Below are 23,346 nucleotides of genomic sequence, written 5' to 3' on the forward strand. Positions count from 1 at the left end.
CCGGCGTAGGGAGTAGGTCTCATGACCCACAAGGACGCACGCACGCCTGCCTCCGCTCAGGACGAACAGTCCCCGGAGGCCGGAAAGTCCATCGGCTGGCACAAGGCGTACGTCGAGGGTTCGCGCCCCGACCTGCGCGTGCCGGTCCGTCAGGTGCACCTCACCAACGGGCAGTCGGTCACGCTGTACGACACCTCGGGCCCGTACACCGATCCGCTCGCCGAGACGGACGTCCGCCGGGGGCTCGCGCCGCTGCGGGAGAACTGGATCATCGGCCGCGGGGACACCGAGGAGTACACCGGCCGGCCCGTCCGTCCCGAGGACGACGGCATCAAGCACACCTCGCCCCGGGGCGGTCTGCGCAACCTCGACGCGGTGTTCCCCGGCCGTCCGCGTCAGCCGCGCCGCGGCCGCAGCGGTCAGGCGGTCACCCAGCTCGCGTACGCCCGCCGGGGCGAGGTCACCCCGGAGATGGAGTTCGTGGCTCTCCGGGAGAACGTCTCGCCCGAGGTGGTCCGGGAGGAGATCGCCGCGGGGCGCGCGGTCCTTCCGGCCAACGTCAACCACCCGGAGATCGAGCCGATGATCATCGGCAAGCGGTTCCTGGTGAAGGTCAACGCCAACATCGGCAACTCCGCGGTGACGTCCTCCATCGAGGAGGAGGTGGAGAAGATGACCTGGGCGACCCGCTGGGGCGCCGACACGGTCATGGACCTCTCCACCGGCCGCAACATCCACACCACTCGCGAGTGGGTGCTGCGCAACTCCCCTGTCCCCATCGGCACGGTGCCGCTCTACCAGGCCCTGGAGAAGGTGGACGGCAGGGCCGAGGAACTGACCTGGGACATCTACAAGGACACGGTCATCGAACAGGCCGAGCAGGGCGTGGACTACATGACGGTGCACGCCGGGGTGCGCCTGCCGTACGTCCCGCTCACGGCCAACCGCAAGACCGGCATCGTCTCGCGCGGCGGCTCGATCATGGCCGCGTGGTGCCTGGCGCACCACAAGGAGTCCTTCCTGTACGAGAACTTCGAGGAGCTGTGCGAGATCCTCGCCGCCTACGACGTCACGTACTCGCTGGGCGACGGCCTGCGGCCGGGCTCCATCGCGGACGCCAACGACGAGGCGCAGTTCGCGGAGTTGCGCACGCTCGGGGAACTCAACCGGATCGCGAAGCGTTTCCATGTACAGACGATGATCGAGGGCCCGGGACACGTCCCGATGCACAAGATCAAGGAGAACATCGACCTTCAGCAGGAGATCTGCGATGAAGCTCCGTTCTATACGCTCGGCCCGCTGACGACGGACGTCGCGCCGGCGTACGACCACATCACCTCCGGCATCGGTGCGGCCATGATCGCCTGGTGGGGGACGGCGATGCTCTGCTACGTCACGCCCAAGGAGCACCTGGGGCTGCCCAACCGGGACGACGTGAAGACCGGTGTCATCACCTACAAGATCGCCGCCCACGCGGCCGACCTCGCCAAGGGGCACCCGGGCGCGCAGGAATGGGACGACGCGCTGTCCGACGCGCGGTTCGAGTTCCGGTGGGAGGACCAGTTCAACCTCGCCCTGGACCCGGACACGGCACGGGAGTTCCACGACGAGACGCTGCCGGCCGAGCCCGCCAAGACGGCCCACTTCTGCTCGATGTGCGGCCCGAAGTTCTGCTCGATGAAGATCTCGCAGGACATCCGCCGCGAACACGGCGGCAGCCGGGGTGAGATCGAGGAGGGAATGGCCCAGAAGTCGAAGGAGTTCGCGGCCGCGGGCAACCGGGTCTATCTGCCCCTCGCGGAGTGACCAGGCCGTCGCCGACCCGCCCGTCGCCGGGCGGGTGGTGCCGGTCGAGCCGTCACTCCGGCTGGTGTTCCGGTCCGCCGTAGTCCGGGCTGCTGTAGTCCGGGCTGGTGAAGCTGGGGCGGGAGCCGGACGCGGTGCCGTCGTCGGGGCTGCTGAAGCCGGGGCGTCCGTAGCCGAGGCGGGGCATGCGGCCGGCCGCGGCGGGTGGGGTCGGGCGGCGCCGCGGCGGTCCCGGCTCGGCGAGCGCGTCCCGCAGGAAGGGCAGGATGCCGCGTTCCAGCAGGGCCTCCCGCCAGGCCTCTCTGGCCCGGGCCACCTCCCCGCCGGCCTCGCCCTCGGGTCCCGTGGACGGCGCCGGGCTGTTGCGCAGGGCGGTGAGCAGCAGTCCGACGGCGGCGACGAGGATCGCGGCCGCGGTGACCGCGGCGAACACCCAGCCGACGGTGAGCATGGTCCGGGCGAACACCGGCTCGGGGTCCAGCAGAGTGAGGATGTAGCCCACGAGCAGGAAGAGCGCGGCGGCGGTCCCGGCGAGCACCGGGGCCAGGACGGCGACCACGGCGACGGCTCCCGCGCCGGTGGCGGCCTCGCCGAGGGCGGTGGCGACGCCCGGCTCGACCGTCTCGGGGGAACCGGACTCCCGGAGCGACGAGGTGGGGGCCGGCGTCGGACGGCGCAGCTGTTCGCGGACCGTCACGTAGTGCTGGTACTCGGCCGTCGCGGCCGCGGTGATCAGGGCGATGGCGTTCAGTGCCATGGTGCGCAGCTGTTCGGTGGTGAGCCGCTGCCCCACAGCGGCCAGTTCGGGCCGGTGCGGTGCGGAGCGCAGCGCCTCATCGAGGATCCGCTCGTATTCCTGGCGGTCCTCGCTCAGCAGGTGCTGCGGAACGCTGTTCATGTGCATCCCCCGATGCTCCGTAGGGCTGGGGGCTCGCACGCCGGCGAGCCGTCGGGCAGAAACGGAGGGGAGCCTGCTACGGATAAGCCGATGGTAGAGCCGCGACGGGACGCGGTGACAGGGGGTTGCCGGAAAATTGGGTGCCGGACCCGCGCGGTCCGCCTGCGGGATGCTGCCGAGGGAACGGTCAGTTGTCCAGGGGAAGTTGCTGGACCAGCAGCTTTCCGGCCATGGTCACTCCGCCGTCCATCGCGATGGCGAGCCCGCCCGCGTAGACGTGCGGTCCCTCGACCACGGGGCCGCCGTCCTCCTCGCCGTCCTCGGAGCCGACCTCGCCGAGCAGGTACGGGATGGGGCTGTGACCGTGCACCACCCGGCTGCCGCCGTAGGTGTCGAGGAGGGAGCGCACGGCGTCCGCGCCGCCCTCGTCGCGGAAGGAGAAGCGCTTGGTGAACTTGCGGAACAGGTCCCAGACCTCGTCCGCGTCGTTACGGGTGAGGGCCTCGCGGACGGTGTCGTTGACCGCCTCGATCGAGTCGCCGTAGTCGAGGTAGGCGGTGGTGTCGGAGTGCAGGAGCAGGTAGCCGTCGACCTCCTCGACCGCGTCGAGCCGGGACATCCACTGCAGGTGGTGGTCCTGCAGACGGTCCATGTCGGTCTTCTGGCCGCCGTTGAGCAGCCAGGCCGCCTGGAAGGTGGCGGTGCCCGCGCCGGAGGTGACGGGCGTGTCGCCGAACCGCTTGGCACCGAGCAGCAGCAGTTCGTGGTTGCCCATCAGGGCCTTGCAGTAGCCGCCGGCCGCGGCCGCCTCGGCGGACAGCCGCATGACCAGGTCGATGACGCCGATGCCGTCCGGGCCGCGGTCGGTGAAGTCGCCGAGGAACCACAGTCGGGCGGTGCCCGCGCACCACTGGCCCGCGGCGTCGATGAGGCCCTGCTCCCGCAGGGCGCTCACCAGTTCGTCGAGGTAACCGTGCACGTCACCGACGACGAACAGCGGGCCGGGGCCGGCCGAGGGAGGTTGCGGGGCCGGGGCGGGAGCCGGTTCGGCGGGGACCTGAAGCGTGTCACCACGGGTGATGACGGGCAGGTCGCGCTGGGTCGGCGTGTACCCGTCCGGGTAGGTGTCCGGAACGGGCCGGGTGGTCTCGCCCGGCTGGGTGCTGGTGGCGAACGGACCGGTCTCGTGCACGTACGCGGGTACCCGGAAGTCGCGCAACGTCGCCGTCCGCTCCACCTCGGGTCCCCGACCGGCCCCCTGAGTCATCAGACCCCTCCACCATCGCGCCGCAGCTGCACCGCTTCGGACTGCCTGGTCGCAGCGGCCCGCGGTGTCGTGGGCCCATCATAGGAATGCGCGTAGCGCTGTGTGGTGACCCAGGGGTGGTGAATCAGAGCAAGACTCCGGTTCGCCGCGGCTTTCGCCCCGTTTGGGCAGGGGTTCGTCCAGGTGCCGGGCCTCTCGCTCCGGTGCGGGAGCTCCGCCGGACCACCGGCGGCGGGTTCCGCCGCCGGGTGTGCCGGGGGCCGCGCTCACCCTTCCGGGAGCCGCGGCGGGCTGATGGTCGTGCGCGGCGGGCGCCGCTGCGATGAGGTGCGCACGATCAGCTCGGTCGGTATCACCTGCTCGACGGGCCGGTCCGAGTCGACCCCCTCGATGGCGTCGATGAGCAGCTGGACCACGGCCGTGCCGATGCGGCGGGGCTTGAGGGAGAGCGTGGTGATGGCCGGTTCGGTGTTGGCGTACACGGTGGACTCGCTGCAGCAGACCAGCAGCAGGTCTTCGGGGACGCGCAGGCCGTAGCGGCGGGCGGCGGCGAGCAGGTCGGTGCCGTTGGGGTCGAACAGGCCGTAGACGGCGTCGGGGCGGTCGGGCCGGGCGAGCAGCCGGTCGGCGGCGACGGCACCCGCACACGGGTCGTGCGCCGGGTAGGCCTCGTACACCGGGTCCTGGCCGACCCGGTCGCACCAGCGCAGGTAGGCGGTGGTGGACAGGTGGGTGTAGGTGTCCGTGGTGGTGCCCGTGAGCAGGCCGATGCGGCGGGCGCCCGCGGCGGCGAGGTGGTCGAGGATGCCGAGGACGGCGGCCTCGTGGTCGTTGTCGACCCAGGCGGTGACCGGCAGCGAGCCGGCCGGGCGGCCGTCGGAGACGACCGGCAGGCCCTGCCGGACGAGTTCGCTGACCACCGGGTCCTGGTCGGAGGGGTCGATGACGACCGTGCCGTCCAGGGCGACGTTCGACCACACGTCGTGGCGGGAGGTCGCGGGCAGGATGACCAGGGCGTAGCCGCGGGCGAGCGCGGCCGAGGTGGCGGCCCGGGCCATCTCCGCGAAGTACGCGAACTCCGTGAAGGTGAAAGGTTCATCCCCGTACGTCGTCACGGTCAGGCCGATCAGTCCGGACTTGCCGGTACGGAGGGTGCGGGCGGCGGCCGAGGGGCGGTACCCCAGCCGGTCGGCGACCTCACGGACGTGGCGCCGGGTGGCATCCGGGAGCCGGCCCTTGCCGTTGAGGGCGTCGGAGACGGTCGTGATGGAGACCCCGGCGGCGGCGGCCACGTCTCTGATGCCCGCCCGGCCCGGCCGGCTTCCTCGACGTGAGGTTTCCGCGCGGCTCACCTGGTGCTTCCCTGCTGCTGTCATGGCGAGCCGATAGTAGGGCTCATGCGGTGGGGTAGTGCGGACGCATATGCACACATTGACAGGCACGTTTCTGCAAGGTCGATAAGCATCAACTGCCTTGGAAACAAAGGCAGTTGATCGCTTTCTTTGCAGGACGTGACGTGTCGACGCGTATGGGCCTGCCGACCCCCCGATGTCTCGAAGAGGTCTCAACTCACCTTCACGGGGGATGCGCGCCAGGGAGTGAGCTACCGGCGCGTAGATATATGTACGGCGCGCCCCCCGGTACGTACGCCTTCGGGCGATGATGCCCGTGATGCCCCCGGGGTCGGAGGGGTTCGTCGCACAGCTGTGTCCGGCGGCGGCGAATCCTCATAAGGTAAGCAGCATTGGAAGCCGGCGGCGTCGACGGTCCGCCGGTGGTCGCGAGGAGGACTGCGGTGAGCGAGACGAGCCCCAAGCTGCGCGCCGAGCTGGCGGGTATCCCCACCTACAAGCCGGGCAAGCCCGCCGCGGCCGGCGGGCAGGCCGCGTACAAGCTGTCCTCCAACGAGAACCCGTATCCGCCGCTGCCCGGCGTGATGGAGAGCGTCACCGCGGCGGCCTGCTCCTTCAACCGCTACCCGGACATGGCCTGCACCGGACTGATGGAGGAACTGTCGGACCGCTTCGGTGTGCCGCTCTCCGACCTGGCCACCGGCACCGGTTCGGTCGGTGTCGCCCAGCAGCTGATCCAGGCCACCAGCGGCCCCGGGGACGAGGTCATGTACGCCTGGCGGTCGTTCGAGGCGTACCCGATCATCACGCAGATCAGCGGGGCCCGGTCGGTGCAGGTGCCGCTCACGCCCGGCGAGGTGCACGACCTGGACGCGATGGCGGACGCGATCACCGACCGGACGCGTCTGATCTTCGTCTGCAACCCCAACAACCCCACGGGGACGGCCGTGCGGCGTGCGGAGCTGGAGCGGTTCCTCGACCGGGTGCCCGCTGACGTGCTGGTGGTGCTGGACGAGGCCTACCGGGAGTTCATCCGCGACCCCGAGGTGCCCGACGGTGTGGAGCTGTACCGCAAGCGGCCGAACGTCTGCGTGCTGCGGACCTTCTCCAAGGCCTACGGCCTGGCCGGACTGCGCGTCGGTTTCGCCATCGCGCACGAGCCGGTGGCGGCGGCGCTGCGCAAGACCGCGGTGCCGTTCGGGGTGAGCCAGATCGCGCAGGAGGCGGCGATCGCCTCGCTGCGGGCCGAGGACGCGCTGCTGGGGCGGGTCGGCTCGCTGGTGTGCGAGCGCACCCGCGTGGTCGACGCCCTGCGCGGCCAGGGCTGGACCGTTCCCGACTCCCAGGCCAACTTCGTGTGGCTGCGGCTGGGGGAGCGCACGCTCGCGTTCGCGGCGGCCTGTGAGGAGCACGGCGTCGTCGTCCGGCCGTTCGCGGGCGAGGGCGTCCGGGTGACGATCGGGGAGGACGAGGCGAACGACATCTTCCTGAAGGCGGCGGAGGAGTTCCGCAAGCAGCTGTGAGGGTGAGCGGCTTCACCGCTTCCCGAGGATTCTCATGGGGGCCCGGGGAACTTCGTGGCGGCTCGCTCCCCGCTGAGCGGGACCTTCCGCACCCGATCCGTGCGGGGCGCGTCGTCCCCGCACGGTGATCATTCGCCCACCACCTCCACACGCACGGGGTCGCCGTCCCGCACGGTCGCCAGGATGCCGGCGTCCCCGTCCACGCGCCCCAGGACATTGCACGGGCTCGCGAGGCGGCACTCGTCGCCTCGCGAGATCGGCGTCGGCCCATAGGGGAGGGCGAGGGCGTCGCCGTCGGTCCAGAAGGCCACCGTGCCCCGCTCGACGACCTGCCGGGCGTCCGTTTCACGTGAAACAGACACTCCCGTATCGAAATAGACCTCCTCGCCCCAGGTGTGCGCGCTGGAGGCGAGAGGCAGCGCCTTGGCGAGTGCCTGGGTCGTCGGGGTGTCGCCGAGGGTCGCGGTGAGGTGTCCCGCGGGCCAGGAAATCCGTATCTGCATGGCGCGCAAGTCAACAAGATGTTGAAGTCGCTGCCAAGGGGTTGACCGTTCCGGCGAAGGTGACCCCCCGGTGCCACGTCGAAAATCGGTACGTCATAATGGCTTGTGAATGTGAACGCTTTCACAAGCGCGTCCGGTAGCTCCCGTGATGTGCGTGACAAAAGGGGCAAGCCGCCGCTGTAGCTCGGCGACGTAAGGAGACTGAGACGTGGAGTTGGCTTTGGCGCCGGAGACACTGGCACGCTGGCAGTTCGGCATCACCACCGTCTACCACTTCCTGTTCGTCCCCCTGACGATCTCCCTGGCCGCCCTCACGGCCGGGTTGCAGACCGCGTGGGTGCGCACGGAGAAGGAGAAGTACCTCAGGGCGACGAAGTTCTGGGGCAAGCTCTTCCTGATCAACATCGCGATGGGTGTGGTCACCGGCATCGTGCAAGAGTTCCAGTTCGGCATGAACTGGTCGGACTACTCGCGCTTCGTCGGAGACATCTTCGGCGCGCCGCTCGCCTTCGAGGCCCTGATCGCGTTCTTCTTCGAGTCCACCTTCATCGGCCTGTGGATCTTCGGCTGGGACAAGCTCCCCAAGCGGATCCACCTGGCCTGCATCTGGATGGTCTCGGTCGGCACGATCCTGTCGGCCTACTTCATCCTCGCGGCCAACTCGTGGATGCAGCACCCGGTCGGCTACCGGATCGATGAGGCGAAGGGGCGCGCTCAGCTCACCGACTTCTGGGCCGTGCTGACCCAGAACACGGCGCTCAGCCAGGCCTTCCACACCCTCTCCGCGGCCTTCCTGACCGGTGGCGCCTTCATGGTCGGCGTCGCCGCCTTCCACCTCTCCCGCAAGAAGCACATCCGCGAGATGAAGACCTCGCTGCGGCTGGGCCTGATCACCGTGGTCGTCGCCGGCCTGCTCACCGCGGTCAGCGGCGACACCCTCGGCAAGGTCATGTTCAAGCAGCAGCCGATGAAGATGGCCGCCGCCGAGGCGCTGTGGGACGGCCAGGGCCCGGCGCCGTTCTCGATCTTCGCCTACGGCGATGTGGACAAGGGCCACAACAGTGTCGCCGTCGAGGTACCGGGCCTGCTGTCCTTCCTGGCGAACGACGACTTCACCTCGTACGTCCCCGGGATCAACGACGTCAACAAGGCCGAGCAGCAGAGGTTCGGCCCCGGCGACTACCGGCCCAACATCCCCGTCGCCTTCTGGGGCTTCCGCTGGATGATCGGCTTCGGCATGGCGTCCCTGACCATCGGCCTGGCCGGGCTCTGGCTGACGCGGAAGAAGTTCATGCTGCCGGAGCACCTGCGTGTGGGCGAGGACGAGGTGCCCCACCTGGTGCTGCTCCCCCGCAAGGCCCTGAGCCCGAAGCTCACCGCCTGGTACTGGCGCATCGCCGTCTGGACACTGGCTTTCCCGCTGATCGCCAACTCCTGGGGCTGGATCTTCACCGAGATGGGCCGCCAGCCGTGGGCCGTCTACGGCGTCCTGCAGACCCGGGACGCGGTCTCCCCCGGTGTCTCCCAGGGCGAGGTGCTCACCTCGCTGCTGGTGTTCACGGCGCTCTACGCCGTTCTCGCCGTGGTCGAGGTCCGGTTGCTCGTGAAGTACGTCAAGGCCGGACCGCCCGAGCTGACCGAGGCCGACCTCAACCCGCCCACGACGATCGGCGGCGACACCCGTGACGCCGACAAGCCGATGGCCTTCTCGTACTAGGCCGAAGGAGCAGTCATGGAACTTCACGACGTCTGGTTCGTCCTGATAGCCGTCCTGTGGACGGGCTACTTCTTCCTCGAGGGCTTCGACTTCGGGGTGGGCATCCTCACCAAGCTGCTGGCCCGCGACCGTCCGGAGCGCCGGGTGCTGATCAACACCATCGGTCCCGTGTGGGACGGCAACGAGGTGTGGCTGCTCACCGCGGGCGGTGCGACCTTCGCCGCCTTCCCCGAGTGGTACGCCACGCTCTTCTCCGGCTTCTACCTGCCCCTGCTGGTCATCCTGGTCTCCCTGATCGTCCGGGGTGTGGCCTTCGAGTACCGTGCGAAGCGGCCCGAGGAGAACTGGCAGCGCAACTGGGAGACGGCGATCTTCTGGAGTTCGCTGGTCCCGGCGTTCCTGTGGGGCGTGGCCTTCGGCAACATCGTGCGGGGCGTGAAGATCGACCGGGACTTCAACTACGCCGGCAACGTCGTCGACCTGCTCAATCCGTACGCGCTGCTCGGCGGCCTGGTGACGCTGACCCTGTTCACCTTCCACGGTGCGGTGTTCACCGCGCTGAAGACGGTCGGGGACATCCGGGAGCGGGCCCGGAAACTGGCCGGACGGGTCGGTCTCGTCACCGCCGCCGTGGCGCTGGTCTTCCTCGTGTGGACCCAGGCCGACAGCGGGGACGGCAAGAGCCTGGTGGCCCTGGTCGTGGCGGTCGCCGCGCTGCTCGCCGCCCTGGTGGCCAACCGGGCGGGGCGTGAAGGGTGGTCCTTCGCCCTGTCCGGCGTGACCATCGTGGCGGCCGTGGCGATGCTCTTCCTGTCGCTCTTCCCGGACGTCATGCCGTCCTCGCTCAACGCGGACTGGAACCTCACGGTCACCAACGCCTCGTCGAGCCCGTACACCCTGAAGATCATGACGTGGTGCGCGGCGATCGCCACGCCGCTCGTCCTGCTCTACCAGGGCTGGACCTACTGGGTGTTCCGCAAGCGGATCGGCACACAGCACATCGCCGACGCCGCGCACTGAGTCCGACGGGGTGTGTTTCACGTGAAACACACCCCTGGGCCGAAGGGCATGTTTCACGTGAAACCGATCGATCCACGTCTTCTCCGCTACGCCCGTGCCACGCGGTGGTTCATGGTGGCGGTCACCGGCCTGGGGGCCCTCGGGGCGGGGCTGGTCATCGCCCAGGCCATGCTCATCGCCGACCTCGTGGTCGGCGCCTTCCAGCGCGGCCTGTCGGCCGGCGAACTGCGCGCTCCCCTGCTGCTCCTGGTGGCCGTCGCGGCCGGCCGGGCACTGGTCGCTTGGGCCACCGAACTCGCCGCACACCGGGCGAGCGCGGCGGTGAAGTCCGAGCTGCGCCGCCGGCTGCTGGCACGGGCCGTGGACCTCGGGCCGCAGTGGCTGGACGGACAGCGCACCGGCTCGCTGGTCACCCTCGCCACCCGCGGTGTCGACGCCCTCGACGACTACTTCTCCCGCTACCTCCCCCAACTGGGCCTCGCGGTGGTCGTGCCGGTGGCCGTGCTCGCGCGGATCGTCACCGAGGACTGGGTGTCCGCGGCGATCATCACCGCCACGCTGCCGCTCATCCCCGTGTTCATGATGCTGATCGGCTGGGCCACCCAGTCGCGCACGGACCGGCAGTGGCGGTTGCTCTCGCAGCTGTCCGGGCACTTCCTCGACGTGGTCGCCGGGCTGCCCACGCTCAAGGTCTTCGGGCGGGCCAAGGCGCAGGCGGAGTCCATCCGCCGGATCACCGGTGAATACCGGCAGGCGACCATGCGCACCCTGCGCATCGCCTTCCTCTCCTCGTTCGCGCTGGAGCTGCTCGCCACGCTCTCGGTCGCCCTGGTCGCCGTGACGATCGGGATGCGGCTCGTCCACGGCGACATGGACCTGTACACCGGGCTCGTCATCCTGGTGCTGGCCCCCGAGGCCTATCTGCCGCTGCGTCAGGTGGGCGCGCGGTTCCACGCGGCCGCGGAGGGCCTGGCGGCGGCCGAGGAGATCTTCGCCGTACTGGAGAGTCCGCTGCCGCGGTCCGGGACGGGCGCGGTGCCCTCGGGCGCGCTGGCCTTCGAGGACGTCACGGTCCGTTACCCCGGGCGCGCCGAGGACGCCGTGTCCGGGGTGTCGTTCACCGTGCGGCCCGGTGAGACGGTCGCGCTGGTGGGGCCGAGCGGCGCGGGCAAGTCGACGCTGCTCGCCGCCCTGCTGGGATTCGTCCGGCCCACCGCGGGCCGGGTGAGCATCGGGGGAGCCGACCTCACCGGCCTCGACCTGGAGCAGTGGCGGTCGCGGGTCGCCTGGGTGCCGCAGCGGCCGCACCTGTACGCCGGGTCGATCGCGGAGAACGTACGGCTCGCCCGGCCCGGGGCGGACGACACCGCCGTGCGTGCGGCGCTGCGGGACGCGGGCGCGCTGGAGTTCGTGGACGCGCTGCCCGAGGGGGCCGGCACGGTGCTCGGCGAGGACGGTGCCGGGCTGTCCGCCGGCCAGCGGCAGCGGCTCGCGCTGGCCCGGGCCTTCCTCGCGGACCGGCCCGTACTGCTGCTGGACGAGCCGACGGCAGCGCTCGACGGCGCTACGGAGGCCGAGGTCGTGGCGGCCGTACGGCGGCTGGCCGTGGGCCGGACGGTACTGCTCGTCGTCCACCGCCCGGCGCTGCTCGGGCTGGCGGACCGGGTGGTGCGCCTGGAGACGCCCGAGGCGCACGCGCGGCCGGAGCCGGAGCCGGCAACCGCGCGAGACCCCGGTTCCCCAGCCCTGCTCCCCGGCCCCAGGGCACCCCGTTCCTCCATGACCCCCGAGCGGGACGGCGGCGCGGACGCCGGTGACGGGACACCGGCGGATGGTGCGGCGCCGGGCGGAGGGCGCGTCCTCGGCCGCGTCCGCGCGCTCGCGGGACCGCGGCGCGGACGGCTCGCCCTCGCGCTGCTGCTCGGCACCCTGGCGCCGGCCAGCGCGGTCGGACTGATGGCGACGTCCGGCTGGCTCATCTCACGCGCCGCGCAGCAGCCCCCGGTGCTCTATCTGATGGTGGCCGTGACGGCGACCCGCGCCTTCGGGATCGGCCGGGCCGTCTTCCGGTACGCCGAGCGGCTGGTGTCGCACGACGCCGTGCTGCGGATGCTGGCCGACACCCGGGTCGCCGTCTACCGGCGCCTGGAGCGGCTGGCGCCGGCCGGGCTGCGCACCACCCGCAGGGGCGACCTGCTGTCCCGGCTGGTCGCCGACGTGGACGCGCTCCAGGACTACTGGCTGCGCTGGCTGCTGCCCGCCGCGGTCGCGGCGGCCGTCTCCGCGGTCTCCGTCGCCTTCACCGCCTGGCTGCTGCCCGCGGCCGGCGCCGCGCTCGCGGTGGGCCTGCTGGCGGCGGGCGCCGGGGTGCCCCTGGTGACCGCCGCCGTGGCCCGGCGGGCCGAGCGGCGGCTGGCGCCCGCCCGCGGCACCCTGGCGACCCGGGTGACCGACCTGCTCACCGGCACCGCCGAACTGTCGGTGGCCGGCGCGCTGCCCGCCCGCACCGAGGCGGCCCGGAAGGCCGACGGCACCCTCACCCGGATCGCCGCACGCTCCGCCACCGCCACCGCGCTCGGAGACGGGCTCACCGCGCTGGTGTGCGGCCTGACCGTGACGGCCGCCGCGCTGCTGGGCGCCCAGGCGGTCGCCGCTGACCGGCTGGACGGGGTCACGATGGCCGTGGTGGTCCTCACCCCGCTGGCCGCCTTCGAGGCCGTACTGGGCCTGCCGCTCGCCGTGCGGCACCGGCAGCGGGTCGGCAGGAGCGCCGAGCGCGTGTACGAGGTCCTGGACGCCCCCGAGCCCGTACGGGAGCCTCGGCGGCCCCGGCCGGCACCCGCGTCGCCGTTTCCCCTCGTGCTCGCCGGCCTGACCGCCCGCCACCCCGGACGGCACCGGGACGCACTCGCCGGTCTCGACCTCACCCTGCGCCGGGGGCACCGGATCGCCGTGGTCGGGCCGTCCGGCGCGGGCAAGTCGACGCTCGCGCAGGTGCTGCTCAGGTTCCTCGACCCGGCCGCCGGCTCCTACACGCTCGCGGGCACGGACGCCCGCGCGCTCGACGGCGACGACGTCCGCCGGCTCGTCGGACTCTGCGCCCAGGACGCGCACCTCTTCGACAGCTCGGTGCGCGAGAACCTGCTGCTCGCCAGGAAGGGCGCCACCGAGGCCGAGCTGCGCGACGCGCTGGCCCGGGCCCGGCTGCTCACCTGGGTGGACGGACTGCCCGACGGCCTGGACACCTTGGTGGGCGAGCACGGCGCGCGGCTGTCCGGCGGCCAGTGCCAGCGCCTCGCACTCGCCCGCGCGCTGCTCGCCGACTTCCCCGTCCTCGTCCTCGACGAACCGGCGGAACACCTGGACCTGCCCACCGCGGACGCCCTCACCGCCGACCTGCTGGCCGCGACCGAGGGCCGTACGACCGTGCTCATCACGCACCGGCTGGCGGGTCTGGAAGCCGTGGACGAGGTGATCGTGCTGGACGCGGGGCGGGTGGCGCAGCGCGGGAGGTACGAGGAGCTGATGGCGGTGGACGGGCCGCTGCGCGGCATGGCGGAGCGGGAGGCACGGGCGGAATCGCCGACCGAACCCCTGGTGGGGTCGCCCGCGTGGTCCCGCTCCTGAGCCCGGCGCCGCGGGAGAGCGGCGCCGGGACCGCTACCGCTGGGCCAGCAGCTTCTCGATGACGACTGCGACACCGTCCTCGTTGTTGGCCGCGGTGCGGCCCGAGGCGGCGGCGACGGCGTCCGGGTGGGCGTTGCCCATCGCGTAGGACTGCCCGGCCCAGGTCAGCATCTCGACGTCGTTGGGCATGTCACCGAAGGCCACCACCTCCTCGTGCGAGATCCCGCGCTCCGCGCAGCACAGGGCGAGGGTGCTGGCCTTGGAGACGCCGGGTCCGCTGATCTCCAGCAGGGCGCTCGGGCTGGAGCGGGTGACGGTGGCCCGGTCCCCGATGGCGAGGCGGGCGAGGGTGAGGAAGGCGTCGGGGTCGAGGTCGGGGTGGTAGGCGAGGATCTTGAGCACGGGCTCGTCGCCTCCCGGGCCGTCGGCCGCGAGCAGGGCCTCGGCGGGCGCCAGGGTGTCCGGTATCTCCACGTGCAGCTTGGGGTAGTCCGGCTCCTGGTGGAAGCCGTAGGTCTGCTCGACGGCGAACACCGTGCCGGGTGCCGCGTCGCGCAGCAGTCGTACGGCGTCGAGCGCGTTGCGCCGGGCCAGGTCGCGCACCTTCACGAACCGGTGGGCGCCGGGCCCGCCGTGCAGGTCGACCACGGCGGCGCCGTTGCCGCAGATGGCGAGGCCGTGACCGTGCACGTGGTCGCTGACGACGTCCATCCAGCGGGCCGGGCGGCCGGTGACGAAGAAGACCTCGATGCCCGCCTGCTCGGCCGCGGCGAGGGCGGCGACGGTTCGCGGCGAGACCGACTTGTCGTCGCGCAGCAGGGTGCCGTCGAGATCCGTGGCGATCAGCCGTGGCGGGACGACGAGGGCACCTCCTTGCTCCAGCGGGGTCTCAGGCGTGGGGGAGGCCGGGGGCTCGGGCTGTCGCGTCGCAGAGGTCACCGGGCCATTCTCGCGCATATGCGCGCACGGCCGGGCGGAACCGTGCACAGATGAGTCACGGATCGCACCCGGCCGCATACAGCGCAGGCCCCGCCGAACCGTCCCACCGGGCGGGCACGGCAGCCCGGTTCAGCCCAGCTGGGTCAGGGCCTCCGTGGCGATCTGCTCGAACACCTTCTGGTCCGCGGCGAAGTCCGAGTCCGGGATGGGCCAGTGCACGACGATCTCGGTGAAGCCCAGCTCGCGGTGGCGGCCCGCGAAGTCCACGAAGGCGTCCAGGGACCGCAACGGCTCCCCGCGGTCCGGGGTGAAGCCGGTGAGCAGCACCTTGTCGAGCGCGCCGACGTCCCGGCCCGTCGCCGCGCAGGCCTCGGCGAGCTTGCCGATCTGCCCGCGCAGCGCCTCGACCGACTGCTGGGGCGTGCCCGTCTCGTAGAGCTTGGGGTCGCCGGTGGTCACCCAGGCCTGTCCATGGCGCGCGGCGAGCTTCAGCCCGCGCGGTCCGGTGGCCGCGACCGCGAACGGCAGCCGGGGGCGCTGTGTGCAGCCGGGGATGTTGCGCGCCTCGAAGGCCGAGTAGAACGTGCCGTCGTAGGACACCGTGTCCTCGGTGAGCAGCCGGTCCAGCAGCGGGACGAACTCGGCGAAGCGGTCGGCGCGCTCGCGCGGGGTCCAGGGGGCCTGGCCGCTCGGCATCAGGGCGGTCGCGTCGAAGCCGGTACCGCCGGCGCCGATGCCGAGGGTGACCCGGCCGCCGGAGATGTCGTCAAGGGAGATCAGCTCCTTGGCGAGGGTCACCGGGTGCCGGAAGTTCGGTGAGGTGACCAGCGTGCCCAGGCGCAGCCGGTCGGTGACGGCCGCGGCGGCGGTCAGCGTGGGCAGGGCCGCGAACCACGGCCCGTCGCGGAAGGTGCGCCAGGACAGGTGGTCGTAGGTGTACGCGGTGTGGAAGCCCAGCTGTTCGGCCCGCTCCCACGTCGAACGGCCACCCTCGCTCCAGCGGCGGTACGGCAGGATCACGGTACTCAGACGCAGACTCATGCCTACGAGCCTAAGCGGCCGCACCGGGCACGCCGAAACGGACACCGGGCCTCAGTGCGGTCCGGGGAAGCGCAGGTAGCGGGGCGGCACCGAACGCGTCAGCCACACCCCGTTGGCACTGACGTGGAAGACGTGCCCGTCGCGGTGCATGGCACCGGCGTCCACCGCGAGGACGACGGGGCGGCCGCGGCGGGCGCCGACGCGGGTCGCGGTCTCGCGGTCGGCCGAGAGGTGCACGTCGTGCCGGTTCATGGGCCGCAGGCCGTCGGCGCGGATCGCGTCCAGGTGACGGGCCACGGTCCCGTGGTAGAGGTACGGCGGCGGGGTCGCCGGGGGCAACCGGAGGTCGACGTCGACGCTGTGGCCCTGGCTGGCGCGGATCCGGGTGCCCTCGACGGCGAAGCGCTGTTTGTCGTTGGCGGCGACCACGTGGTCGAGTTCGGCGCGGGTGAAGGGGAAGCCGTGCGCGGCGGCCGCGGCGATCAGTGTGTCGATCTCGACCCAGCCGGCCGCGTCCAGGGTCAGCCCGATCCGCTCGGGCTGGTGGCGCAGGTGTTTCGAGAGGTACTTCGACACCCTCACCGTGCGTCTGTCGTCCATGGGACTCTCGTTCATGTCCACAGGGTGCCGGGCGAGACACGCGTCACGCAGGTTGTTTTCGCCCCGAGGTTTGATCCACAGGCAAGTGTGGTTATCCACAGGCCAGTTGAAGCTTTTGTGGACAACTACTGGACATCACCACGCCTTTCGTCAAGAGCACCACCTGTGCCGGTTCTTGGTGCCATATCGTCCAAGGCGCGTGCCAGGACCTCCCGTTCGGCGGCCAGCGCGATGAACTCCGGTGCCCGCTCCGCGCCAACCAGCCGCTGCACGGCCCGGATCGTCTCCGCGGGCAGGTGCACGGGCCGGGTCCCTTCCTCCGGTCGCGGCGCCTGCGCCGCTCCGAGTCGCGTGCGCAGGGTGCTGGTGGCGAACATCCGCATCGCGCGCGCGAGTTCGGCGTCCACCGTCTGCTGGGCCAGCGGGCGAAGGCGCCGTACGAGGCAGGCGGCCTCGGCGGCGTGGGCGTCGGTGCGACGGCCGGGATCGTCGAGGTAGCGGCCGAAGACGTGCTCGGTGGTGAACTCCAGGAAACGGGACGCTATGTGCTCGACCTGCACCCTCAACTCCCTCAAGTGGTCCGCGATGGCGGTGAGGGGTACCCCGGCCGCGTACAACTCGGCGGCGACGGACAGCTCTTGGAGGCTGGGGACGACGAACGAGTCCGGGTCGTCGTCGGCCGGCCGCAGCACGCCGAGGTCGATCGCCTCGGCCACGGCGCTGTCACCGGGGGAACCGCCGAAGCGGGCGTCCAGCTCCGCGCGGGAGACGCGGGCGGGTTCCTCGTCGGTCCACGGACCCTCCACCTCGGCGACCAGGCCGAGGACGCCGCCCAGGCCGCGCCCGGTGTCCCAGGCGTCCAGCAACTCCTTGACGGACGCCAGGGTATGGCCCCGGTCGAGCAGGTCGGCGATCTGGCGGAGGCGGGTGACGTGGACGTCGGAATAGACGTTGGCCCTCCCGCGGCGTTCGGCGCGCGGGAGGAGTCCGCGGTCCTGGTAGGCGCGGATGGTGCGGACCGAGGTGCGGGTGTGGTGCGCGAGGTCCTCGATGCGGTAGGCCGTGGGCTCGTCGGTCATGCGGTTCTCCTGCGGCGCACCGGAGCGGTCACAGCTTCGGGTCGACGCGCGCGAGCGCCCGCAACGCCCCTGGCAGGAAACGCGACATGACGTGCGCCCCGCGCGCCTCCGGCGTCACCGGGACCACGGCCCGGTTGTGGACGACGGCCTCCAGGATCGCCCTGGCGACCTTCTCCGGCGGGTAGTTGCGCAGCCCGTACAGGCGGGCCGACTTCTGCTGCCGGCGGCGTTCCTCGGCGGGGTCGGCGCCGGCGAAACGGGCGGTGGAGGTGATGCCGGTGTTCACGATCCCGGGGCAGATCGCGCTCACCCCGATGCCCTGGCCGTCGAGTTCGGCGCGCAGGCACTCGGAGAGCATCAGCACGGCCGCCTTGGAGGTGCTGTAGGCGGGAAGCACCCGGGAGGGCTGATAGGCGGCCGCGGAGGCGATGTTGACGATGTGGCCGCCCTGGCCGCGCTGCGCCATCCGTCCGCCGAAGAGGCGGCAACCGTGGATCACACCCCACAGGTTGACGTCCAGGACCGCGCGCCAGTCCTCGGTGGTGGTGTCGAAGAAGGAGCCCGACAGACCGATCCCGGCGTTGTTGACCAGCACGTCCACCACGCCGTACGCGCTGTGGACCCGCTCGGCGAGCTTCTCCATGGCCTGCTCGTCGGAGACGTCGGCCGTCTCCGCCCACGCCTCGGGGGCGCCGATCAGCCGGGACCGCTCGGCGGTGCGGGCGGCGGCCCCGGCGTCGCGGTCGACCGCCACGATGCGCGCGCCGGCCTCCGCGAACGCGAGCGCCGTGGCCCGGCCGATGCCGCCGCCCGCGCCGGTGACCAGCACGAGCTGCCCGCCGAAGCGGTCGGCGTGCCGGCCGGGGGCCGAGGGCCCGGGGCGGCCGTCCTCGACGGAGGCGACGAACTCCCCGATCCACGCGGCGAGCTGGTCCGGGCGGGTGCGCGGCACCCAGTGCTTGGCGGGCAGCGTGCGCCGGGTCAGCCGCGGCACCCACCGCTCCAGGTCGTCGTAGAGCCGCTGCGACAGGAAGGCGTCGCCCTCCGGGACGATCAGCTGCACGGGCGCGTGCGCGTAGGCGTCCGGGCGGGGCCTGCGCAGCCGGGCGCGGACGTTGTCCCGGTACAGCCACGCCCCGTGCGCCGCGTCGGTGGGCAGCGACGGCGTCGGGTAGTCCTCCCCGGAGATCTTCTCGGCCCGCCTCAGGATGCCCGGCCAGCGCTTGCCGAGCGGGCCGCGCCAGGCCAGCTCGGGCAGCACCGGTGTGTGGAGCAGGTAGACGTACCAGGACTTGGCGCCCTGGCCCAGGAGCTGGCCCACCCGGCGGGGCGTCGGGCGCTTCACGCGCGCGTCGATCCAGTGCCCGAAGTGGTCGAGGGACGGGCCGGACATCGACGTGAAGGAGGCGATGCGGCCCTCGGTGTGGGCGACCGTGACGAACTCCCAGGACTGCACCGAGCCCCAGTCGTGCCCCACCAGGTGCACCGGGCGGTCCGGGCTGACCGCGTCCGCGACCGCGAGGAAGTCGTCCGTCAGCTTGGCCAGGGTGAAACCGCCGCGCAGCGGCTTCGGCGCCGAGGAGCGGCCGTGGCCCCGGACGTCGTACAGCACCACGTGGAAGCGGTCGGCGAGGCGGACCGCGACCCGCGACCAGACCTCCTTGCTGTCCGGGTAGCCGTGCACCAGCAGCACCGTCGGCCGCGCGGGGTCGCCCAGCTCCGCCACGCACAGCTCGACCCCGCCGGTGCGCACCCTGCGCTCCCTCGCGTCCCCGAGTCCCGCCGGTGTGCCCACTGCCGTCACCTGTCCTCCGCCCAGCGCGTCCGGGCCGTCCCCACCGGCCGCGATCCGCGTTCGTACGTGACACCGGTGAATGTGACAGTTGTCAGAGGTCGCGTCAACAGGGGATGCCCGGACCCGGCACACAGGGGTACCCCGACCGCGGACACCGCGTCGTCCGGGCCGGTGGCGACCGCGCGTAGCCCTCAGGCAGGGGATCCCCTAAGGCCCCGTACGACTGGAGGCGGATCCGGGAACGGCTCTGAGGTCTGATGACCGCAGTGGTCCGCGTCACTACTGTCGGAGGCGTGACTGTGATCGCGACCGAAAGCCTGAGCAAGCGGTTCCCCCGGGTGACCGCGCTTGACCGGCTCTCCGTGGACGTCGGACCCGGTGTGACCGGGCTCGTCGGCGCCAACGGGGCCGGCAAGTCCACACTGATCAAGATCCTGCTGGGTCTGTCCCCCGCCACCGAGGGCCGCGCCGAGGTGCTCGGGCTCGACGTCGCGACCCATGGGGCCGCCATCCGCGAGCGCGTCGGCTACATGCCCGAGCACGACTGCCTGCCGCCGGACGTCTCGGCCACCGAGTTCGTCGTCCACATGGCGCGGATGTCCGGCCTGCCGCCCACCGCGGCCCGCGAGCGCACCGCGGACACCCTGCGACACGTCGGCCTCTACGAGGAGCGCTACCGGCCCATCGGCGGCTACTCCACCGGCATGAAGCAGCGGGTGAAACTCGCCCAGGCCCTGGTGCACGACCCGCAGCTGGTCTTCCTCGACGAGCCGACCAACGGCCTCGACCCGGTCGGCCGCGACGAGATGCTCGGCCTGATCCGCCGCATCCACACCGAGTTCGGCATCTCGGTCCTGGTCACCTCCCACCTGCTGGGCGAGCTGGAACGCACCTGCGACCACGTCGTCGTCGTGGACGGCGGCAAGCTGCTGCGCTCCAGCTCCACCACCGACTTCACCCAGACCACGACCACCCTCGCGATCGAGGTCACCGACAGCGACGCACACCCCGACGGCACCGAAGCGGTCCGCGAGGCGCTGCACGCGCGCGGGGTGGCCACCCACGCCGAGGGCGGCGGCCTGCCCGGCGCCGGACACATCCTGCTGCTGACCGCGCAGGGCGAGGACACCTACGACCTCGTGCGCGACGTGGTCGCCGACCTGGGCCTCGGCCTGGTGCGCATGGAACAGCGCCGGCACCGCATCTCCGAGGTCTTCCAGGACAGCGACGAGCAGCAGCAGAAGGAGGCGGTCGGCCATGGCGGTTGAGCAGCCCCTGCGGACCCCGGCCCCGCCGCCGGGTGAGCAGACCCGTATCCACAACATCGGCTACCGCACCTACGACGGCCCCCGGCTGGGCCGCGCCTACGCGCGCCGCTCGCTGTACTCGCAGTCCCTGCGCGGCTCCTACGGCCTGGGCCGCTCGGTGAAGTCCAAGGTGCTGCCCATGCTGCTGTTCGTGGTGATGTGCGTGCCGGCCGCCATCATGGTGGCCGTCGCCGTCGCCACCAAGGCCAAGGACCTGCCGGTCGACTACACCCGCTACGCGATCGTCATGCAGGCCGTGATCAGCCTGTACGTCGCCTCGCAGGCACCCCAGTCCGTCTCCCGCGACCTGCGCTTCAAGACCGTGCCGCTGTACTTCTCGCGGCCCATCGAGACCGCCGACTACGTGCGCGCCAAGTACGCGGCGCTCGCCTCGGCGCTGTTCGCGCTGACCGCCGCCCCGCTGCTGGTGCTGTACGTGGGCGCCCTGCTGGCCAAGCTCGACTTCGCCGACCAGACCGAGGGATTCGCACAGGGGCTGGTCTCCGTGGCACTGCTCTCCCTGCTCTTCGCCGGCCTCGGCCTGGTCATCGCGTCGGTCACCCCGCGCCGCGGCTTCGGCATCGCCGCCGTGATCGCCGTCCTGACCATCTCCTACGGCGCCGTCTCCACGCTCCAGGCCATCGCCGACGCGCACGGCAGCACCGGGGCCATCGCCTGGATCGGCCTGTTCTCGCCCGTCACCCTCATCGACGGCGTGCAGTCCGCGTTCCTGGGCGCGAGTTCGGCGTTCCCCGGCGGCGTCGGACCCACGAACGCCGAGGGCGCGGTGTACGTCCTGGTCACCCTGGGCCTCGTCGCCGCCGCCTACGGCCTCCTGCTGCGCCGCTACCGAAAGGTCGGACTGTGACCACGCTCACCATCGATCACGTCTCGCGCTGGTTCGGCAACGTGGTCGCCGTCAACGACATCACCATGACGATCGGCCCCGGCGTCACCGGCCTGCTCGGACCCAACGGCGCCGGGAAGTCCACCCTCATCAACATGATGGGCGGCTTCCTCGCCCCCTCCACCGGCACCGTCACCCTCGACGGCCGGCCGACCTGGCGCAACGAGGAGATCTACAAGCACATCGGCATCGTCCCCGAGCGTGAGGCCATGTACGACTTCCTCACCGGGCGCGAGTTCGTCGTCGCCAACGCCGAGCTGCACGGCCTGGGCGCCAAGGCCGCCCAGAAGGCGCTGGCCACGGTGGAGATGGAGTACGCGCAGGACCGGAAGATCGCCACGTACTCCAAGGGCATGCGCCAGCGCGTGAAGATGGCGTCGGCGCTGGTGCACGAGCCGTCGCTGCTGCTGCTCGACGAGCCCTTCAACGGCATGGACCCCCGCCAGCGCATGCAGCTCATGGACCTGCTGCGCCGGATGGGCGACGAGGGCCGCACGGTGCTGTTCTCCTCGCACATCCTCGAAGAGGTCGAGCAGCTCGCCCGGCACATCGAGGTCGTCGTCGCCGGACGCCACGCGGCCAGCGGCGACTTCCGCCGCATCCGCCGCCTGATGACCGACCGCCCGCACCGCTACCTGGTGCGCTCCAGCGACGACCGCGCCCTCGCGGCCGCGCTGATCGCCGACCCGTCGACCGCCGGCATCGAGGTCGACGTGGCGGAGGGCGCGCTGCGCGTCCAGGCCGTCGACTTCGGCCGTTTCACGGCCCTGCTGCCGAGGGTCGCCAGGGACCACGGCATCCGGCTGCTCACGGTCTCGCCGTCCGACGAGTCCCTCGAGTCCGTGTTCTCGTACCTGGTCGCGGCGTAGGAGGCCCTGATGTACGACCCCACAGTCGCCCGGCTCACGTACCGAGCCCTGCTCGGCCGCCGCCGGGCCCTCATCCTCGGGGCACTGCCCCTGCTGCTGATCGCCGTCTCCGTGGTGGTGCGCGGCCTCGCCGGAGCCGACGACCAGACGGCGTCGGACCTGCTGGGCGGGCTGGCGCTGGCCACGATGGTGCCGATCATCGGCGTCATCGCCGGCACCGGCGCGATCGGTCCGGAGATCGACGACGGCTCGGTGGTGTACCTGCTGTCCAAGCCGCTGAAGCGGCCGACGATCATCTTCACCAAGCTGATCGTGGCCGTCGCCGTGACGATGGTCTTCTCCGCGCTGCCGACACTGATCGCCGGGCTCATCCTCAACGGCAACGGTCAGCAGATCGCGGTCGCCTACACGGTGGCGGCGCTGGTCTCCTCCATCGCGTACGCGGCGCTGTTCCTGCTGCTGGGCACGGTGTCCCGGCACGCGGTGGTCTTCGGCCTCGTCTACGCGCTCGTCTGGGAGGCCCTGTTCGGCTCCCTCGTGCCCGGGGCGCGCACGCTGAGCGTCCAGCAGTGGTCGCTGGCCGTCGCCCACAAGGTCGCGGGCGGCGACCTGGTGACCTCCGACGTCGGACTGACCACGGCCACGGTGCTGCTGGTCGCCGTCACCGTCCTCGCCACCTGGTACGCCGGGCAGAAGCTGCGCGCGCTGACCCTCGCCGGCGAGGAGTGACGGGACCCGGCTCCTGACGTGGACCTCACCTCCGCCCGGCGAGACCGGGCGGAGGTGAAGGACGACGGGGAGGTGCCGGGACGGCCGGTGAGGCGTCACCGTACGACGGACCCGGACGGCCCGACGACAGCGGCGAGGCCGGCGAGAGCGGCGTGAGCGGTAAGAGCGGCGACGCCCGGGACGAGGTCGTCCTCGACGAGGACTCCATACGGTCCGCCGGGACCGCCGAGCCGTCCGCCCGGGCCCGGATGCTCGCCGCCCGCCGGCGCGCCGGGGGTCCCGAGCCGCAGCCGTGGCGCACCGACGAGCCGCCCGCGGGCTGCTTCTTCAGCACGGCCCGCCGCCGCGGACGGCGCCGCCGGTAGGT

General features: G+C 71.9%; 19 protein-coding genes. 10 read left to right on the forward strand and 9 right to left on the reverse strand.

Annotated elements, in window-relative coordinates:
• The first annotated feature begins 21 nt into the window (after nucleotides 1-21).
• Nucleotides 22-1,806 carry a phosphomethylpyrimidine synthase ThiC gene (gene thiC, locus ACZ6CZ_RS20390; RefSeq protein WP_469022917.1) on the forward strand — a complete coding sequence of 595 codons (1,785 nt, stop codon included), beginning with the start codon at nucleotides 22-24 and terminating at the stop codon, nucleotides 1,804-1,806.
• Between the two features lie 52 nt (nucleotides 1,807-1,858).
• Here thiC and ACZ6CZ_RS20395 read toward each other — a convergent pair whose 3' ends face one another.
• The 3 genes from ACZ6CZ_RS20395 to ACZ6CZ_RS20405 all read right to left on the reverse strand — a co-directional run bounded on the left by ACZ6CZ_RS20395 (nucleotide 1,859) and on the right by ACZ6CZ_RS20405 (nucleotide 5,347).
• Nucleotides 1,859-2,710: a hypothetical protein gene (locus ACZ6CZ_RS20395; RefSeq protein ID WP_469022920.1), complete on the reverse strand. Its 852-nt coding sequence runs from the start codon at nucleotides 2,708-2,710 to the stop codon at nucleotides 1,859-1,861.
• A gap of 181 nt (nucleotides 2,711-2,891) precedes the next feature.
• Nucleotides 2,892-3,971, reverse strand: a complete 1,080-nt coding sequence (locus ACZ6CZ_RS20400) for a metallophosphoesterase (RefSeq protein ID WP_469022923.1) — start codon at nucleotides 3,969-3,971, stop codon at nucleotides 2,892-2,894.
• A 266-nt stretch (nucleotides 3,972-4,237) separates the two neighbouring features.
• Entirely contained in the window at nucleotides 4,238-5,347 is a 1,110-nt protein-coding gene (locus tag ACZ6CZ_RS20405) for a LacI family DNA-binding transcriptional regulator (protein WP_469022925.1), read from the reverse strand.
• Nucleotides 5,348-5,766: 419 nt separating this feature from the next.
• Between ACZ6CZ_RS20405 and hisC the strand changes: the two genes are divergently transcribed.
• Complete coding sequence (gene hisC, locus ACZ6CZ_RS20410) at nucleotides 5,767-6,846, forward strand: histidinol-phosphate transaminase (protein ID WP_469022927.1); 1,080 nt, start codon at nucleotides 5,767-5,769, stop codon at nucleotides 6,844-6,846.
• Between the two features lie 128 nt (nucleotides 6,847-6,974).
• Here hisC and ACZ6CZ_RS20415 read toward each other — a convergent pair whose 3' ends face one another.
• On the reverse strand, nucleotides 6,975-7,349 hold the full coding sequence (locus ACZ6CZ_RS20415) for a cyclophilin-like fold protein (RefSeq protein ID WP_469023388.1): 375 nt from the start codon (nucleotides 7,347-7,349) through the stop codon (nucleotides 6,975-6,977).
• Between the two features lie 208 nt (nucleotides 7,350-7,557).
• Here ACZ6CZ_RS20415 and ACZ6CZ_RS20420 point away from each other — a divergent pair, with 208 nt between their 5' ends.
• From ACZ6CZ_RS20420 to cydD, 3 genes are read left to right on the forward strand one after another with little or no spacing between them, the layout of a single operon-like run.
• Nucleotides 7,558-9,066 (forward strand): cytochrome ubiquinol oxidase subunit I, encoded by a 1,509-nt coding sequence (locus tag ACZ6CZ_RS20420; RefSeq protein ID WP_469022930.1) that lies wholly within the window; start codon nucleotides 7,558-7,560, stop codon nucleotides 9,064-9,066.
• A gap of 15 nt (nucleotides 9,067-9,081) precedes the next feature.
• Nucleotides 9,082-10,086 (forward strand): cytochrome d ubiquinol oxidase subunit II, encoded by a 1,005-nt coding sequence (cydB, locus tag ACZ6CZ_RS20425; RefSeq protein ID WP_469022932.1) that lies wholly within the window; start codon nucleotides 9,082-9,084, stop codon nucleotides 10,084-10,086.
• A gap of 57 nt (nucleotides 10,087-10,143) precedes the next feature.
• Nucleotides 10,144-13,713 carry a thiol reductant ABC exporter subunit CydD gene (cydD, locus tag ACZ6CZ_RS20430; RefSeq protein WP_469022934.1) on the forward strand — a complete coding sequence of 1,190 codons (3,570 nt, stop codon included), beginning with the start codon at nucleotides 10,144-10,146 and terminating at the stop codon, nucleotides 13,711-13,713.
• Nucleotides 13,714-13,746: 33 nt separating this feature from the next.
• Here the strand turns inward: cydD and ACZ6CZ_RS20435 are convergent, their stop codons facing one another.
• The 5 genes from ACZ6CZ_RS20435 to ACZ6CZ_RS20455 all read right to left on the reverse strand — a co-directional run bounded on the left by ACZ6CZ_RS20435 (nucleotide 13,747) and on the right by ACZ6CZ_RS20455 (nucleotide 19,167).
• Nucleotides 13,747-14,670, reverse strand: a complete 924-nt coding sequence (locus ACZ6CZ_RS20435) for an HAD hydrolase family protein (RefSeq protein ID WP_469022937.1) — start codon at nucleotides 14,668-14,670, stop codon at nucleotides 13,747-13,749.
• Between the two features lie 111 nt (nucleotides 14,671-14,781).
• Nucleotides 14,782-15,693: an LLM class flavin-dependent oxidoreductase gene (locus ACZ6CZ_RS20440; RefSeq protein WP_469022939.1), complete on the reverse strand. Its 912-nt coding sequence runs from the start codon at nucleotides 15,691-15,693 to the stop codon at nucleotides 14,782-14,784.
• A gap of 51 nt (nucleotides 15,694-15,744) precedes the next feature.
• Complete coding sequence (locus tag ACZ6CZ_RS20445; protein ID WP_469023390.1) at nucleotides 15,745-16,293, reverse strand: RNA 2'-phosphotransferase; 549 nt, start codon at nucleotides 16,291-16,293, stop codon at nucleotides 15,745-15,747.
• A 125-nt stretch (nucleotides 16,294-16,418) separates the two neighbouring features.
• Complete coding sequence (locus tag ACZ6CZ_RS20450; protein WP_469022941.1) at nucleotides 16,419-17,372, reverse strand: MerR family transcriptional regulator; 954 nt, start codon at nucleotides 17,370-17,372, stop codon at nucleotides 16,419-16,421.
• 28 nt (nucleotides 17,373-17,400) lie between these two features.
• Nucleotides 17,401-19,167: an SDR family oxidoreductase gene (locus ACZ6CZ_RS20455; protein ID WP_469023393.1), complete on the reverse strand. Its 1,767-nt coding sequence runs from the start codon at nucleotides 19,165-19,167 to the stop codon at nucleotides 17,401-17,403.
• Nucleotides 19,168-19,466: 299 nt separating this feature from the next.
• Here ACZ6CZ_RS20455 and ACZ6CZ_RS20460 point away from each other — a divergent pair, with 299 nt between their 5' ends.
• The 5 genes from ACZ6CZ_RS20460 (at nucleotide 19,467) to ACZ6CZ_RS20480 (ending at nucleotide 23,344) form a co-directional block, all read left to right on the forward strand.
• Nucleotides 19,467-20,435 carry an ABC transporter ATP-binding protein gene (locus ACZ6CZ_RS20460; protein ID WP_469023396.1) on the forward strand — a complete coding sequence of 323 codons (969 nt, stop codon included), beginning with the start codon at nucleotides 19,467-19,469 and terminating at the stop codon, nucleotides 20,433-20,435.
• Nucleotides 20,425-21,342, forward strand: a complete 918-nt coding sequence (locus ACZ6CZ_RS20465; protein ID WP_469022944.1) for an ABC transporter permease — start codon at nucleotides 20,425-20,427, stop codon at nucleotides 21,340-21,342. Before ACZ6CZ_RS20460 ends, ACZ6CZ_RS20465 begins: the two co-directional genes overlap by 11 nt.
• Nucleotides 21,339-22,250 carry an ABC transporter ATP-binding protein gene (locus ACZ6CZ_RS20470; protein ID WP_469022946.1) on the forward strand — a complete coding sequence of 304 codons (912 nt, stop codon included), beginning with the start codon at nucleotides 21,339-21,341 and terminating at the stop codon, nucleotides 22,248-22,250. Before ACZ6CZ_RS20465 ends, ACZ6CZ_RS20470 begins: the two co-directional genes overlap by 4 nt.
• Before the next feature lie 9 nt (nucleotides 22,251-22,259).
• Entirely contained in the window at nucleotides 22,260-22,979 is a 720-nt protein-coding gene (locus ACZ6CZ_RS20475; RefSeq protein WP_469022948.1) for an ABC transporter permease subunit, read from the forward strand.
• A 152-nt stretch (nucleotides 22,980-23,131) separates the two neighbouring features.
• Entirely contained in the window at nucleotides 23,132-23,344 is a 213-nt protein-coding gene (locus ACZ6CZ_RS20480) for an SGM_3592 family protein (RefSeq protein ID WP_469022950.1), read from the forward strand.
• The last annotated feature ends 2 nt before the right edge of the window (nucleotides 23,345-23,346 follow it).

Source organism: Streptomyces sp. NPDC041135, from assembly GCF_055592085.1.